Annotated in this window: 13 protein-coding genes; 3 read left to right on the top strand and 10 right to left on the bottom strand. The window is 68.8% G+C overall.

The features are described 5' to 3' along the window. The 5 genes from MJ783_RS08370 to MJ783_RS08350 form a co-directional block, all read right to left on the bottom strand. On the bottom strand, nt 1–926 hold a 926-nt coding region (locus tag MJ783_RS08370; RefSeq protein ID WP_239309758.1), incomplete at its 3' end, for a GNAT family N-acetyltransferase. Then, nucleotides 923–1,786: a class I SAM-dependent methyltransferase gene (locus MJ783_RS08365; RefSeq protein WP_239309757.1), complete on the bottom strand. Its 864-nt coding sequence runs from the start codon at nt 1,784–1,786 to the stop codon at nt 923–925. The genes MJ783_RS08365 and MJ783_RS08370, both read right to left, overlap by 4 nt. Beyond that, nucleotides 1,783–2,568: a methyltransferase gene (locus tag MJ783_RS08360; RefSeq protein ID WP_239309756.1), complete on the bottom strand. Its 786-nt coding sequence runs from the start codon at nt 2,566–2,568 to the stop codon at nt 1,783–1,785. Before MJ783_RS08360 ends, MJ783_RS08365 begins: the two co-directional genes overlap by 4 nt. Beyond that, entirely contained in the window at nt 2,540–3,259 is a 720-nt protein-coding gene (locus MJ783_RS08355) for a hypothetical protein (RefSeq protein WP_239309755.1), read from the bottom strand. Before MJ783_RS08355 ends, MJ783_RS08360 begins: the two co-directional genes overlap by 29 nt. Then, a complete protein-coding gene (locus MJ783_RS08350; RefSeq protein WP_239309754.1) occupies nt 3,256–4,875 on the bottom strand; it encodes an NAD(P)-dependent oxidoreductase in 1,620 nt (539 codons plus the stop codon). Before MJ783_RS08350 ends, MJ783_RS08355 begins: the two co-directional genes overlap by 4 nt. A gap of 335 nt (nt 4,876–5,210) precedes the next feature. Between MJ783_RS08350 and MJ783_RS08345 the strand changes: the two genes are divergently transcribed. Both MJ783_RS08345 and MJ783_RS08340 read left to right on the top strand, forming a co-directional pair. Further along, a complete protein-coding gene (locus MJ783_RS08345; protein ID WP_239309753.1) occupies nt 5,211–8,363 on the top strand; it encodes an orotidine 5'-phosphate decarboxylase / HUMPS family protein in 3,153 nt (1,050 codons plus the stop codon). After that, nucleotides 8,344–8,820: an N-acetyltransferase gene (locus MJ783_RS08340; RefSeq protein ID WP_239309752.1), complete on the top strand. Its 477-nt coding sequence runs from the start codon at nt 8,344–8,346 to the stop codon at nt 8,818–8,820. The genes MJ783_RS08345 and MJ783_RS08340 overlap by 20 nt, the downstream gene beginning before the upstream one ends. Nucleotides 8,821–9,355: 535 nt before the next feature. On the opposite strand, the gene MJ783_RS08335 is transcribed toward MJ783_RS08340, so the two are convergent. Continuing rightward, a complete protein-coding gene (locus MJ783_RS08335; RefSeq protein ID WP_239309751.1) occupies nt 9,356–9,499 on the bottom strand; it encodes a hypothetical protein in 144 nt (47 codons plus the stop codon). A 16-nt stretch (nt 9,500–9,515) separates the two neighbouring features. On the opposite strand from MJ783_RS08335, the gene MJ783_RS08330 reads away from it, so the two are divergent. Beyond that, entirely contained in the window at nt 9,516–9,704 is a 189-nt protein-coding gene (locus MJ783_RS08330) for a hypothetical protein (protein WP_239309750.1), read from the top strand. Between the two features lie 215 nt (nt 9,705–9,919). Here the strand turns inward: MJ783_RS08330 and MJ783_RS08325 are convergent, their stop codons facing one another. The 4 genes from MJ783_RS08325 to MJ783_RS08310 all read right to left on the bottom strand — a co-directional run. Further along, a complete protein-coding gene (locus tag MJ783_RS08325; protein ID WP_239309749.1) occupies nt 9,920–10,645 on the bottom strand; it encodes an NUDIX domain-containing protein in 726 nt (241 codons plus the stop codon). Between the two features lie 398 nt (nt 10,646–11,043). Beyond that, a complete protein-coding gene (locus MJ783_RS08320) occupies nt 11,044–11,709 on the bottom strand; it encodes a sugar phosphate isomerase/epimerase (RefSeq protein WP_239309748.1) in 666 nt (221 codons plus the stop codon). Beyond that, a complete protein-coding gene (locus MJ783_RS08315; RefSeq protein ID WP_239309747.1) occupies nt 11,706–12,212 on the bottom strand; it encodes an RpiB/LacA/LacB family sugar-phosphate isomerase in 507 nt (168 codons plus the stop codon). Before MJ783_RS08315 ends, MJ783_RS08320 begins: the two co-directional genes overlap by 4 nt. Beyond that, on the bottom strand, nt 12,209–12,790 hold a 582-nt coding region (locus MJ783_RS08310), incomplete at its 5' end, for a trans-aconitate 2-methyltransferase (protein ID WP_239309746.1). The genes MJ783_RS08310 and MJ783_RS08315, both read right to left, overlap by 4 nt.

Below are 12,790 nucleotides of genomic sequence, written 5' to 3'. Positions count from 1 at the left end.
TCCGCCTCATAGTAGATGATGGTGTCGAGGAGGACGAAGCCAACCTGGACGAGGGCTCTCGCGAGGTGGGCGTCGCCTGTGACGATGCGTCCAACTCGGGCTCCATGTCCGGCGGCGACATTGAGAGCACGAATGCCCACATCTCGGCGTAGCAGGCCTGGGGTGGGTTCGCCGGGGCGGACGACGAGGTCACCGAGGAGGGCTTCGGCGGGTTCGACGGGGTCGGTGTGGGCCAGCGGGTAGGCGAGGGCCACTGCTGCGATGCCTTGGCGGTCTTCGGCGAGGGTCAGGCTTGCCGGGGAGAAGCGTTCGTCTGCGGACCATCGGGCCAGCGTTTCTTGTGCGGTGTCGTGATGCGTTCCTGGGTAGGTGTGCTCGTATTGTTCGGCGACGATGTCGTCGAGTCGTTCGCCCGGCTCGGGTTGCCGGAACCGTAGACGTGGGTGGGCTGGTGCGGCCAGTGGGAGGTCGCACCGCAACAGGGACGAGGTTCCGGTCGGCGCCCATCCGGCTGCTTGGAAGAGGGCGCGGCCGTGGTGTCGTGTGCCAGGGATTTCCGCGGTAGTGACGCGGCCGTCGACTCCGGCTGTGCGCGCGCCGAGTTCGTCGAGGAGGGCTCGGCCGAGCCCTCGGCGCTGGGCGGTGGGGTGGACGATCGGTCCCCAGATGCGGCCGACCGCATGGGATCGGGACGGCCAGCGTAGCGCAGCGGCGGCCTTGAGCCGGCCAGCGTTGTCGCGATGGAACGCGAGAGAGGTCGGCGGTGCGTCCCCGGCGGCGCGTAGGCGGGAGCGGACGAGCGCGGGGGTGATCGGCCGCTGGTCCGGCCAGCCGCGGACGGACGCGTAGGCGAGTTCGGCGAGTTCGGCGTCGAGCGCGGGAGATGGCCGGTAGTCGGCGACCGAGATCGACGATGGGTTGCTCATGGTGTGCGTACGGCTGCAAGCGTTGGGGTGTGGGCGGTTACGTCGAGGCAGTAGCTCGCCTGGCCTGTCCAGGCGGACGGGTGGAGTCGAAGGGCCAGGGACGGCTGCTCGGAGCGACGTTCGACAGTGACATGGGCGAAGTGCTGGGCGAACGCCTCGCGGGCCTGGCCCGGTGTGGCGAAGGGGCTGCGGCGGGAGGGCTGCGTGCGGATTCGGCGGGCGGCGTTCCGTCGTTGGCGGGGGCTGCCCGGCCAGCCGACACGGATGGCTGCGGCCTGGACGGCGCGTCCGAGCCGGTCGTATTCCAGTATTCCGGCGGGTCCGGCGATGCGGGTGGTGTAGAGCAGGAGCCCGGTGGGTGTGAGCAGGCTGGCGAGGCGGGCGAGCAGGGTGTCCCGGTCGGCCTGAGTGCTGAGGAGGGAGAGAAGTCCGTCGGTGACGGCGACCTCGAAGGGGCCGGGCAGGTCGGGGAGTTGTGGTGCGGATGCTTGCTGGGTGGTGACCGCGATGCCGTGCTGGTGGGCGTAGGCGGCGGCGAGGGCCAGCGGCGTAGCGCAGGCGTCGACCATGTGGGCCTGGAATCGGTGCCGGCCGAGTAACTGGGTGAGGGTGGCGAGCATTGTCTCGTCCGAGGCGGCGCAGATGAGTACCCGCAGCCGCCCGCCGGAGTCGCGCAGGTCGGCGAGCGCCGCGTGGTAGAAGCGGGCATGCCAGGCGGGGTTCGCCTTGAGGCCAGTAAGGCGGAACAATCGCCACGTTGCGTGGTAGCCGAAGCAGCTGGGCGAGCAGGATCGGCGGGCTACGGCGACAGCTCCGGGGATGCTGAGCCGTACCGTCCCAACTGGTGGGATGTCGGTCATGCGCCAGTCCGGTGGGCGACGAGGTGGAACAGGCGTGCGACGTGCCGGTAGGGGTCGCGCCGGCCCGCTTCCCATTCGAGGTCGCAGACGAGGTCGAAATCGGCTCCGACGGGTGTGTCGCGGAGGTGGTCGGTGAAGATCCGGACTCCGTACCAAACCATGGTCGGGGCTCCCGCGGCGGCGAGGTGAGCGGTGACGTCGTCGACCGTGTCGGCGCGGCTGGGGACGCCCAGTCGCCCGGTTTCGCTGTTGGATTCGAGCATCGTCAGGGCGTCGCTCCAGCGGCCTTCGACGCCGGGGCGCATGGCCAGCGCGCGGGCGTTCTTGCCGAGGACGGAGATCAGGCCACCGTCGGGGCGGGCCAAGTCGACCAGGGCGGCGAGCATGGGGCGGGGGTCGTCAAGGTACATGAGGACGCCGTGGCAGCAGACCAGGTCCCAGTCGCCGCCGACGACGGTGACGGCGTCCTCCCCGCGAGCGTCCACGAGGTCGACCCGCTGCCGTATTCCCGGGTCTTCGGCAAGCAGTGCGGACTGGGCGGCGGCGAGCATCTCAGGGTCGTGGTCGACGAGGGTGACCTGGTGGCCGGCGTGGGCCAGGGCGAGCGCTTGCTGCCCGGCACCGCCGCCGATGTCGACCACACGTCGGGGCGCGGCCGGCAGGTGCGCGAGCAGCGCCCGAGTGACCAGGGCCTGGCGGACAGCGCCGCGCATGCTGCCGGCGTGGCGGGCGTATGCGGCAGCCAGTTCGCCGTCAGTGTCGGCCCAGGAGTTGATCGTCATTCGCTGTTACCTTCTCCAGGTCGGAAAGCAGGACACGGAACACTTCCGGGTGTTGGTAGACCAGCCGGATCGACAGGTAGCGGTGACGCAGCAGCGTGGTCAGGCGCCGGCCAGCTTCACCCGCCGGGGCGCAGTGAGCTCGTACCGCGGCGCGTAAGGCGAGCAACAGGGACAGGTGCGCCTCGAAGAATCCCTGGTCGGGCAGCATGCCTCCGAGCCAGACGCCGGCGTTGTCCCGCGTCATGAGCTCCCACACCACCGTGTCAGCGGTCTGGTCTCCCTGGTCGATGGCGGCGAGGTGGGGGATGCGGACCGCGTCGGGAGGCGGGGTGGGCCGCACGGCGCTGGTCAGGCACTGGCCGACGACGACGCCCGCGCCGTCCCGCAGCGCGCTGAGGTGTGCGGCGAACTGGTGGGCGAGTGCGACCCGGACCTCGCCCACGCCAGTTGGCGCCAGCGCGGCGACCCTCACACCGACGCGGGGAAGCGAGGCCGGACCGTCGGGTAGAAATCCCTCGCTGGTCGCGATCCAGGCGAGAGCGCCATAGGCGACCTCGTCGAGAACTGTGTGCGCCGGGGTGGCGGCTCGGCCAGCGTCGAGGACTGCGACCAGACCGTCCTCGGAGGGCAACCGCCACGGCGGCGGCGCGAGGTGGAAGGTACGCTCCGGGGTCACGGCGATGCCGCTCATTGCGTACCCGCTGGACCGAAGCGGCGGTAGTAGCGGTCGAGCAATCCGCTGGACTCCAGCGCTGCGTCGGTCGCGGCGACGTTGTGGCCGGCGTCGAAGCCGTGGTCGGGACGTGCCAGGGTCACCGCTCCGACTAGCAGTGCGGCGAGCACAAGGTCGGAGTACTTGTTCGGCAGGCTCTCCGCGTGGTGGAAGTTGACCGGGAAGCCGTCCGCCACGACGGTCGCGGTAGCCCCGGAGGCCAAGTGGAGCCGGAAGCCTGTCACACCCGCGTCAGAGGTGAACCTGGCCTCTTCGACGAGTTCGTCGAGGGCGAACTCGTTCGTGCGAGACGTGGTGGACACCAGGAAGCAGTCGCGGCGCAGCGAGGCGACGTGCTCGCCGCGCAGCGACGGCTGGCCGGTAGTCCCCACGATCAGCAGGGGCCGGTGGTGGGCGAGTAGCCGGGCCAGCGAGCGGTCTGTCTGGAAGCCTCGTTCGTGGGCCGCGACCAGCCGGACGATCGCGGCGTCGTAGACGGCGACGCGCATCCTCCGGGCACGTAGCACCTCGGCGACCTGCTCGCCGATACGCCCGAATCCGATCACGAGTGCGGACTGGCCCTCGAACTTCTCGTTCGGCAACAGGTCGAGCGTGTTGCGCACCGACGCGTCGGCGATGCCGTAGGACTCGATGGTCGCTTTCAGCCGGGACTCGGCCACGCTGAACACAGGCAGCGGTAGCCGGTCGCCAAAGCGCCCGAGCTTGGCAATACCGGAGGTCGTCTGCTCGACCAGCCCGACGAACGCCCCCGCCAAGTCCGGCCGCTGGTCGAGCAACACCGGCAGGGTGTAACCGCCGTCGTCCACCAGCAGCCCTCGGCGGTCGAGGGCGCGGGCCCGATCGGTGTGGTCGGCGAGCGCTTCGGGCACGGCGGTCCACGGGTACACGGCGATCCCCGATGCCCGTAGCTGCGCGTCGACTCGACCGGTGTGGCGGTAGCGGTAGCCCTTGTCGATCACAGTGATCCCGGCGACCGGGACACCCATGGCCGTCACCGCGTCGACCATGACCAGGAAGTCGCTCATGTGGTGCACCGTGAGCACCGGTGCGACTGTGGCCAGACACCGCGGCGCCATGAACCGTGGCAGCGTCGCAGTCAGCGGCATCTGCGCGCGCAGCTCAGCCATCTCCAAGGGTGTGAACCTGACCCGTTCGACCGTCGAAAGGAGCGTGGCCAGCTCCGCGGAGGCGGTGTCGCCCACGCGTTCGATGACGGCCGACACCACGATGGCGTTCTGGGGGTGCGCCTTCGGGCGCGCCGGCGCCCCGGCCACCACACGGAGAACCGTGTTGCCAGGTAGGCGTAGCCGTGCCTCGTGGCCGGACGCCGTAGTCTCAAAACCTGCGATCTCTGTCAGCGCGCCGATCGAGGCGACCACATCGGTGAGAATCGTCGCCCAGTCGCTGGCCGCACCCCGCACCAGCGCCGAGGCGACTGCCGGTTGGTAGGCGCCAGCTAGGGTCGACGTCGTGGCGACGCGGTCGTCACACGTGCCGACCCCTGCGAACGCCTCCGTCTGGTATGTCAGTACGCCGGATAGTGGAATGGCGGACGCTGATGGCAGCGCAGTCATGCCACGCGCCCCTGTCGCGGGGAGAGCCACGGTCGCAGTCCTCCTTTCGTTACGCAGAGGCTCACGGCCGGGCGCGGTGTCTTGATCCCTGGCAAGTGGGCATTCCACCTTGCATTTCACGACTGCTGATGGTGAGCCTGGCAGCACCGATAAGGCAGAGGAACGAGGCGCTGTCCTAGTCTTGCCCGAGTTTCAGCTCGCTGCTCCTGCCATAGGCCGCTACGCTGGCAAATCGGAGTCGCGACGCGGCGTGACATGATCTGAGAGGCATGTTGATGGCCACGGTCGTGCGATGGTCCGGCCGAGAGGCTCGGGCACTCCGCGAGGCGCAGCGCATGAGTGTGCGCGAGTTCGCCGCGCGGCTGGGTGTCAACGACTCCGCGGTGTCCAGCTGGGAAAGGCGTGGGAGCGACGCCCGGCTCCGCTATCAAACGCAGCAAATACTCGACACGGAGCTGGCGCGAGCATCGGTCGACGTCCAGTTACGATTCGAGACGACGCTCGCGGCCGGCGGCATGCCCTCAGAGACTTCTTCCGACTCGGACGAACTTTCTCCGTCCGCGTCGAGTCAGCGTGGTGGCCCTCGCGGTGCGCCGCCGGCCATCCGGGCGACGCTGGGCCCCCGTTCGTCGTCTCGGACGAGCGCTCTCCTGCAGGCTGTGGAGCCGGCGGAAAGCTCACGCATGATCTACCTGCCGCCGCCTTCCGCGGCCGACCGGCTACACGGTTTCCTGCGGTCGCCGTCACGCGTTTTCCTGGTCAAAGGGCCGCCTGGATGCGGCAAAACCCGGTTGACGTACTTCCTCGCGGAGGAATTCGCAGACCAGGCCGACGTCCAACTTCACACCGCCGACTCGTGGCACGACCCGACGCAGCTCGACCTGGCCACCGAGATCTTGCGGTACGCCTCGATCCCACGAGGAGACGACCCGCTGCTGACCCTGGAACGAGAAGGTGCCGCCTTGCGCCGGCCTCTTCTGGTCGTGGTCGACGGTATGAAGCACCAAACGCAGTTCAGCCACGTCGCCCGCCAGGTGGACGGCGTACTCAGGCAGGTCACGCACGACCTGGTGCGGTTCCTGCTGGTCGTCAGGACGCCACCCGAAACGGACGTGGCCGCCTACCCTGTTCTCACCGCGTCGGTCTTCGAGCCCCCCGGCGCGCCGGGGTGCGGGGCCTCGTACCGGATGGCACCGTGGGAGCATGCTGAGGCACAGCAAGCGTGGGACGACTCCCGCGTGCCCGGCGACCCGTCGTTCATGGCACTGCCGCCCTCGATACAGCACCTCGTGCGCCTGCCCCTCTACATGCAGCTGGTCAAGGCCGCCGACAACGGGACGTCACCCGGCGCGGTCAACGCCTACCGGCTTTTGGACCACTGCGTGAAAGCAATTCTTCGCGCATCTGGCCAGGACGCGGACCGTGCGGTGCGGGTGCTGTCGAACCTGGCCGAGGAGCAGGCCCCCGATCTCGTCCCCACCCGGCTCGCTAAGTACGGCGAACGGCGCCCGGCGGCCCAGCCCGATGTCGACACCCTCCGTACCGCCACGCCGCCGCTCCTACGGCTCTCGCCCATCGGCGAACCCGAGTTCGGCCACGACGTCGTAGGCGAGTACTTCCTCGCGACGCGGATAGCGAGCCTCCTGGAGGCACGGGGACGATCCGTCGCTACGGTGGGGGCGTTCAACGACCTGGCTGTCAAGGCGGCCACCTCGGCGACGGCGCGAAACGTCTTCGAGCTCGTCGTGTACTGCCTCGACACCTCCGCCCGCGACCTGGTCGCCTCCGTCGCCCTGTCGCCGACCGTTACCGTCGGCACGACGCTCCCGCTGATGTTGAAACTCGTCGGCGGCGGGGCCGGGTTCGCCACCGACGAGGTGCTCCGCACCTGCGCCCGACGGTGCACCCAGGACACGGCCCTGGAACTCGCGCGGTCGCTGCTCGCGATTCCGGCGGTTGTGGGCGTGCTCGGCGACGACTACTACCCGTGGTTCGTAGGCCTGCTATGCAGGTTCGGCTCCACGATCTGGGCTGACGCGGCGGAAGCGGTCGAGCGCACCCTCGACCGCGACTGCGTGCGCCGGCTCCTCGCGTCGGCCAACATCGACCAGGCCGAGGTAGCCACGTTCTTCGCGAGGCACTTCGTCCTCTTCCGTGGCGACGATCCCGACCTGACGGCAGCACTCGACGGCCTGCTCGGGCACCCGGACTGGCGCGTCCGGGCCGCGCTCGCGGAAGGGCTCGGCGACGACCACGCACCGCACTCGGCCGCGCCGCAGTCCCTCATGGGCAGGCTGATCGACGACAGGGACTACAAAGTGCGCGCCGCCGCGGCGCTGACCGTGGGACAGGCGCGTCCCGGCGACGCCGGCCGCCATCTCGCGGCACTGTTACGCGACGACAACTGGCACGTCCGGGAACGTCTCCTACACGGACTGCTATCCGACCCGGCCACCACGAAGCTCCTCGCCGACACCGCGATCAGCCTGCTCGTCGTGGACCACCGCTGGCGTCGCTGCCCCGCCCACATCGCACCCCTCGTCGAACGACTCCGGCTCCTGCACGGCCAACCGAGCACCGACAGCTCGTCCAGGGCCAGAGAACAGGCCCTGTTCGCGTTGCTCCGAGAGATACACACCGGCTGGAGTCAGCTGCCGGGCGAGGTCAAGCGGCGGCTCGTCGCCGAGGGACGGGAAAGCCCGAACTGGCTCGTCCGCCACGAAGCCGACGCGCTCGCGGGTAGCGGCGCGGACGTCGCGCGTCGACCGTTCCCGCTGGACGCACCCTCACGGCGGGAGACCTATCGGCGGCTGCGCGGTAAGCGGTCGGTCCAGGTCGCCCTGGACCTCCACGACCTGGACGAGGCTGTGGCCGTCGCGAGAGCCGCCGCGGCAGCGGGGATCGGCTTCCTCGAAGTCGGCGACCCGCTGATCAAGGAAGTTGGTGTCGCCGCGGTCGAGCACGTCAAACGTGAGGTGCCGGACGTCGCCGTCGTCGCTGAAATGATGTCCGCGGACTGGGGGCGGGACCAGGTCGTCCTAGCTGCCGAGGCCGGCGCGGACGTGGTGTTCCTCATCGGGCCCGCGACCTCCGCCAGCGTCTCCGCCGCGGTTGACGCCGGCCGGCGGCTCGGCGTGCCGATTCTCCTCGACGTCCCGCCGACCCGCGCCTGCCAAGAGTGGATTCGCGACATGGAACGCGCCGGGGTCGACGGCTTCGCCGTCACGACCAACATCGACCTGGGTGTCGGAAGCCGGCACCCGCTCGCGACTGCACGGGCGGTACGTGGCTGGAGCAGCCTGCCGGTGGCGGTGTCCGGGGGCTTCAGCGCGACCGACTTCGCGGTCGTCGAGAGCGCCGACTGGGACATCCTGATCGTCGGCCGGAGCGTCACGGAAGCGGTGCACCCGGACACCGCGGCCAAAAGCCTCGCAGCCTTGGTACACGGGACCAGCGGAGAGGAGCTCGATGATAGTCGCGGCGCTTAGACAGGACCTGATTCCGCAGGTGCAGCACCTTATGGAATTGGGCGCTCCCTACGTTCGAGTACGTACCGGTTCCGACTACTGGCTTTATGCTCGGTTGTTCTCCTCGTCGTGCCCGGTCGGCCTTGTCGGTGACCAGGTCGCGGGCGCCGTCATCGCGTTCCGCAGCCAGGACGACCCGTCCGACGTCTACGTCCAGGACGTCGTCACCCATCCCGACCACCGCGGGCGCGGGGTCGCCAGAAAGCTGCTGACAGCCGTGCGGAACCGGGCGACCGAATGGGGCTGCGCACAGCTTTACCTCACCTCGGAACCCGAGAACACAGCGGCCCATGCGGCCTGGACCTCCATGGGATTCGTCAACCTCGACGGGGACATCCTCGTCGACGAAGTGTCCGTGACCAGGGATTTCAAAGGGCCCGGCAAGGACCGCGCGGTCTACGCGCTGAACTTGGGGTAACTGGTGTCCACGGTGCCGCCAAAACCGACTGCCTGCCGCTGCCCGCCAGGCACCTGCTACCGGCCGAAGACTTCGTGCTGTCAGACCGCCTGGCCAGTCGCGACCTTCCGATCAGCAGCCCCGGCTCGTCACGCCCAGAGCTGTTCTCGAAGTGCTGGAAGGCGAACGGTAGAGCGGTGTCGACGCCCATCCCAGGAGTGTATGGCGGTGCCTGCGCGCCCCAGGCCCTACCCACCGACGTCGTCGCCCGGATCGTTGACGCTCGCGCTGCCGTTCAGCTGATGTCCGCGATCGCCCGACACCCCGCCGCGGACGGAGTCCCGACCGCCCGTGGCGGGGTGTCGGAGGCAGAGGCAGAGCGCCGTGTCCACCGGTCCTGGCCTCCCGTGCCGCCCGAGAGTTGCCCCTTGATGACCGGTCCGGCAAGGTCAGCTCTCAGCCCGAGACCGTGTAGCCGTCGGTAGCGATGGATCATGAATCGTGTCTTACGAACCCGCCTTGATCAGGGAGCAACCGGCTGCCCCCTGATCAAGGGTCAGTCGCCGGTCCGCGCCGCCCACGTCTCCCGAGTGACGGCGTAGACGGACTTGTCGGCACCATGGAGGTGCTCCGTCCGCTGGAACGTCTCCCCGAGCCGCTCGGCGACCCGAATCGACGGGATGTTGTCCGGTCGAATCACTGAGATCACCTCGTCCGTGCCGACCTTCTCCATCCGCAAGCGTGCGAACCTGGGCACCGCCACCGGATCGCTCGTCGGCACGGTTGACGAGGAACTCGCCGATCTCCTGATCTTCGTGTGCGCCATCGCGAACCGGCTCGACATCAACCTCGCCGACGCCCTCCGCCGCAAGGAAGCGTTCAACGAGACGAGGGCCTGGGCGTAGATTCCTGCATTCGTGCGCCTTCGCGGACGATCTCACGGGATTCGTCGCTGGTGTCGGCCCACCCGGGTCCCGTTACCTCGGCGTGGGGGACGGCCTGGCAGATCAGTGCACCCACCCGTACCGCCCTGGAAGACGAGGTCTTCGGGAAACGTGTCCCGAACACGACCGCGACGCTTCGACGATCGCCCCCAGCACGTGAGTCGCTGGCACCCTGCCTAAGAAGATCGCGGCAGCGGTGCGCCACTCGCCAGATGGACGCCGTCCAACGCCGTACTCAGTTTCGCGATGAAACGGTGCATCTGTGGATCAAAGCTGGCGGTGTCCCACCGGATCGGCTCATCGAGCCCGAACCACCCCACCCCACGGCACTCGCGAGGGTCAGGACGCATCGCCTCACCGGCGTCGGCCGCCAAAACGAACCACAACGTCACATCGGTATGGCTGTGAGCTCCCCGGGTCTGCGTCACCGTCAGGAAGAACGGCTCACCACCGCCGAGCCTGGCATGGAACCGTGCGATGATCCCCAGCTCCTCGGCCGCCTCCCGTACCACGGTTTGACAGGGATCCTCACCGTCATCGACGTGGCCGCCGGGCAGCAACCAGCACCCCGCCTTAATATGATCAACAAGCATCAGGGTACGGCGGTCCTCGTCAAGCAAGGTGCCCTGGCCGCTTCGCTGGCCCCCTCGGTTGCAGGGAAAATGGTCTGGTTGCCTGGTAAGCCGGTCGGTCTGTGGTGCCTGTGAGCTCGTAAGCAAGGCAAAGTACACAGCCAGATGCCGGGGCGGCACGGCCAGAGACCGCACACGAAACAGCGGCGCCCCCGAACCCACCCACCGAAGGATCTCCGCCTGGTCGTCGGCCTCCTGACGGTCGTACGGCAAGACTCGTGCCACCAGATCTTTGATGATCGATCGGGGCTCGTCATCGAGCAGCGGCACCGCGAACCTCCCAAGGGCCAGTCGAGACCACCGACATCAGCCGAACACCGATCACCTCAGCCGGCGCAGCTGGCGTGTGGACGAGAACCGAAGCGCTCGCGACGCTACCGCGCCCTCGGTCGCCACCCGCGGAGTGGATCGGCGTGTCTCCTGCCCACCCCGCGAGGATCGTCGGTGTCAGACGTGCACACGCCACCACCGTCGGCGACGCTCTTGCGCCCCAGATGATCAAGACGGGTGGTCAGCAGGGTGTCGAGGAAGGTTCTGGCCTGAAGCGCGGCATTGGCGGGTGCAACTCCGGGACCGGCAGATGCTTCCACCATCACCGGTCCGCGATAGCCGACGTCGGCGAGCCGGTTGCGCAGCCGGGCGTGCTCGATGCGGCCGGTCGTGCTGGGTCAGCGCCGTGCGTCTTCCGGTTGCCCGGCCGGTGCCGGGTCGGCCAGTTGCACGTCGACGACCCGGCCCGCCCAGTCCTCGGCCCCGGTGCCGGCGGTGGGCGCCGGATCGTCAAGAACGCCCGCGGCAGTGAGGTGGGCGCTGTCGGCGACCAGTCCGGCGGTCGGGCCGAGCACGGACAGCAGCTCGAGAAGGTCCGTGAGGCTGCCGGTCGGGCCTCCATGGGCACGCCACGCTGTGATCGGTGGATGGATGTGCTCGATACCGAACGCCAGCCCGGCCGCGCCGGCGAGATCGACGAGGTTCGCGAGCGCTCCCGGTAGGACGTGCCGACGCACCCCCATCGAAATCATTTCGGCTGGTAGCCAGGAGGAGACCACGGCCACCCCCAGCCAGGCGCTGTACGCGGCGGTGGTGGTGAACGTGGCCAACGCGCTGTGCCGCGTGGCCGCGTCGACGAAAAAGAGATCATCCGTCGGGTAGACCCAGGTGACAGTGAGCTGATGGCGGTCGACGAGCCGCGCAAGACGAGCGCGATCGTCTGGTGGGGTCCGGTGGAGGTGCAGGTGCACACCCGCGAATCCGGCGGTGACCGCCATCCGGGTGACAGCCAGCGGATCATCGTCGGGATATCCAAGGCCCCGTAACGACAACGACGGGATCATCGTGAAGCCTCCAGCGCGGCGAGCGCCGCGACCCCCACTGACGTGGCCGGTTCCGGCTCGGTGATCAGGAAGGCATCCAGGATTTCCGCGGCGGTGGTCGAGGTGGCCAGACGGTAGGACAGCACGCAGACGTTCGCGTCGTTCCACCGCCGGGCGGCCGCGGCGGTGACCGCGTCCACGCACAGCGCCGCCCGCACCCCGGGAATCTTGTTCGCGGCAATCGACACGCCGGTGCCGGTAAAGGACAGCAGGACCCCGATATCGGCATGGCCGTTACTGACCGCCTCGCCGACGTCGACGGCGACGGTCACCCAGCCGTCGGCCTGTGGCGTCCAGCCGTCGCCGGAAGGCAGCGGCGGTAGCAGATAGCTGACGTGGTGACCAGCCTCGTCCAGGTATCGCACGACGAGACCGGCCACCGTGGTCACCTTGTCCGAACCGACCGCGATCCGCAGTGCCTGGTCCGGCTGTCCAGCGCGGCCGGACTGGCGAAGTGTGCTCATGGGCGTATGTCCAGGATGTAACGGGCGCCGACCACGGCTTCCGGTGAACCGGCAGATTCGCTGTACCGGGTACGGACCTCAACAACCCGTAGTCCGGCCAATTCTGCGATGAGCAAGAGCTCCGGCAGGTTGTAGGACCGCATGATGTGGATGTACTCGGCATCTTCCAGCAGGGTCCGGTCCGGGCTGATGACGGTGTGCCGGACCCGTTCGGTGACAACCTGCCTGGTGCGGTCAATGCTGATCGTGGTCGCGACCGTCACCGAGCCATCCGGGTGGGGGTAAATCTGCTGCGGGATGGTGATCGGCATGTCCAGCGCGGTGCGGTAGGTCGGATCGTCCCAGAACGCCTTCACATCGATCAGCAGCCGACCTCCGTCGGTCAAGCGGGCCGCATAACCGGACAGGACTCCAGCTTGATCCTCAAGGGCGTACTGGAGGACCCCGGAGGTGAACAGCACCTGTCGAACCGGCGGCAGGGTGTCAGGTGCACGCCGTAGGTCGGCATGCACCAGCCCTACCTGGCCGCTGCACCGTTCCCAGGCGGCGGCGAGCATCGCCCCACTGTGATCTACCCC

The sequence above is a fragment of the Protofrankia sp. Cj3 genome (genome assembly GCF_917627355.1).
In the GTDB taxonomy this organism is placed as follows: Bacteria; Actinomycetota; Actinomycetes; order Frankiales; family Frankiaceae; genus Protofrankia.
Note: the sequence above shows the minus strand (reverse complement) of the source record. Positions and strands in the feature narration are given on the sequence as shown.

Bases quoted from the DNA above. Each gene is read 5' to 3' on its own strand.
- MJ783_RS08365 (WP_239309757.1), bottom strand. From the start codon at position 1,786: ATGACCGACATCCCACCAGTTGGGACGGTACGGCTCAGCATCCCCGGA.
- MJ783_RS08360 (WP_239309756.1), bottom strand. From the start codon at position 2,568: ATGACGATCAACTCCTGGGCCGACACTGACGGCGAACTGGCTGCCGCA.
- MJ783_RS08355 (WP_239309755.1), bottom strand. From the start codon at position 3,259: ATGAGCGGCATCGCCGTGACCCCGGAGCGTACCTTCCACCTCGCGCCG.
- MJ783_RS08350 (WP_239309754.1), bottom strand. From the start codon at position 4,875: ATGACTGCGCTGCCATCAGCGTCCGCCATTCCACTATCCGGCGTACTG.
- MJ783_RS08345 (WP_239309753.1), top strand. From the start codon at position 5,211: ATGAGTGTGCGCGAGTTCGCCGCGCGGCTGGGTGTCAACGACTCCGCG.
- MJ783_RS08340 (WP_239309752.1), top strand. From the start codon at position 8,344: ATGATAGTCGCGGCGCTTAGACAGGACCTGATTCCGCAGGTGCAGCAC.
- MJ783_RS08320 (WP_239309748.1), bottom strand. From the start codon at position 11,709: ATGATCCCGTCGTTGTCGTTACGGGGCCTTGGATATCCCGACGATGAT.
- MJ783_RS08315 (WP_239309747.1), bottom strand. From the start codon at position 12,212: ATGAGCACACTTCGCCAGTCCGGCCGCGCTGGACAGCCGGACCAGGCA.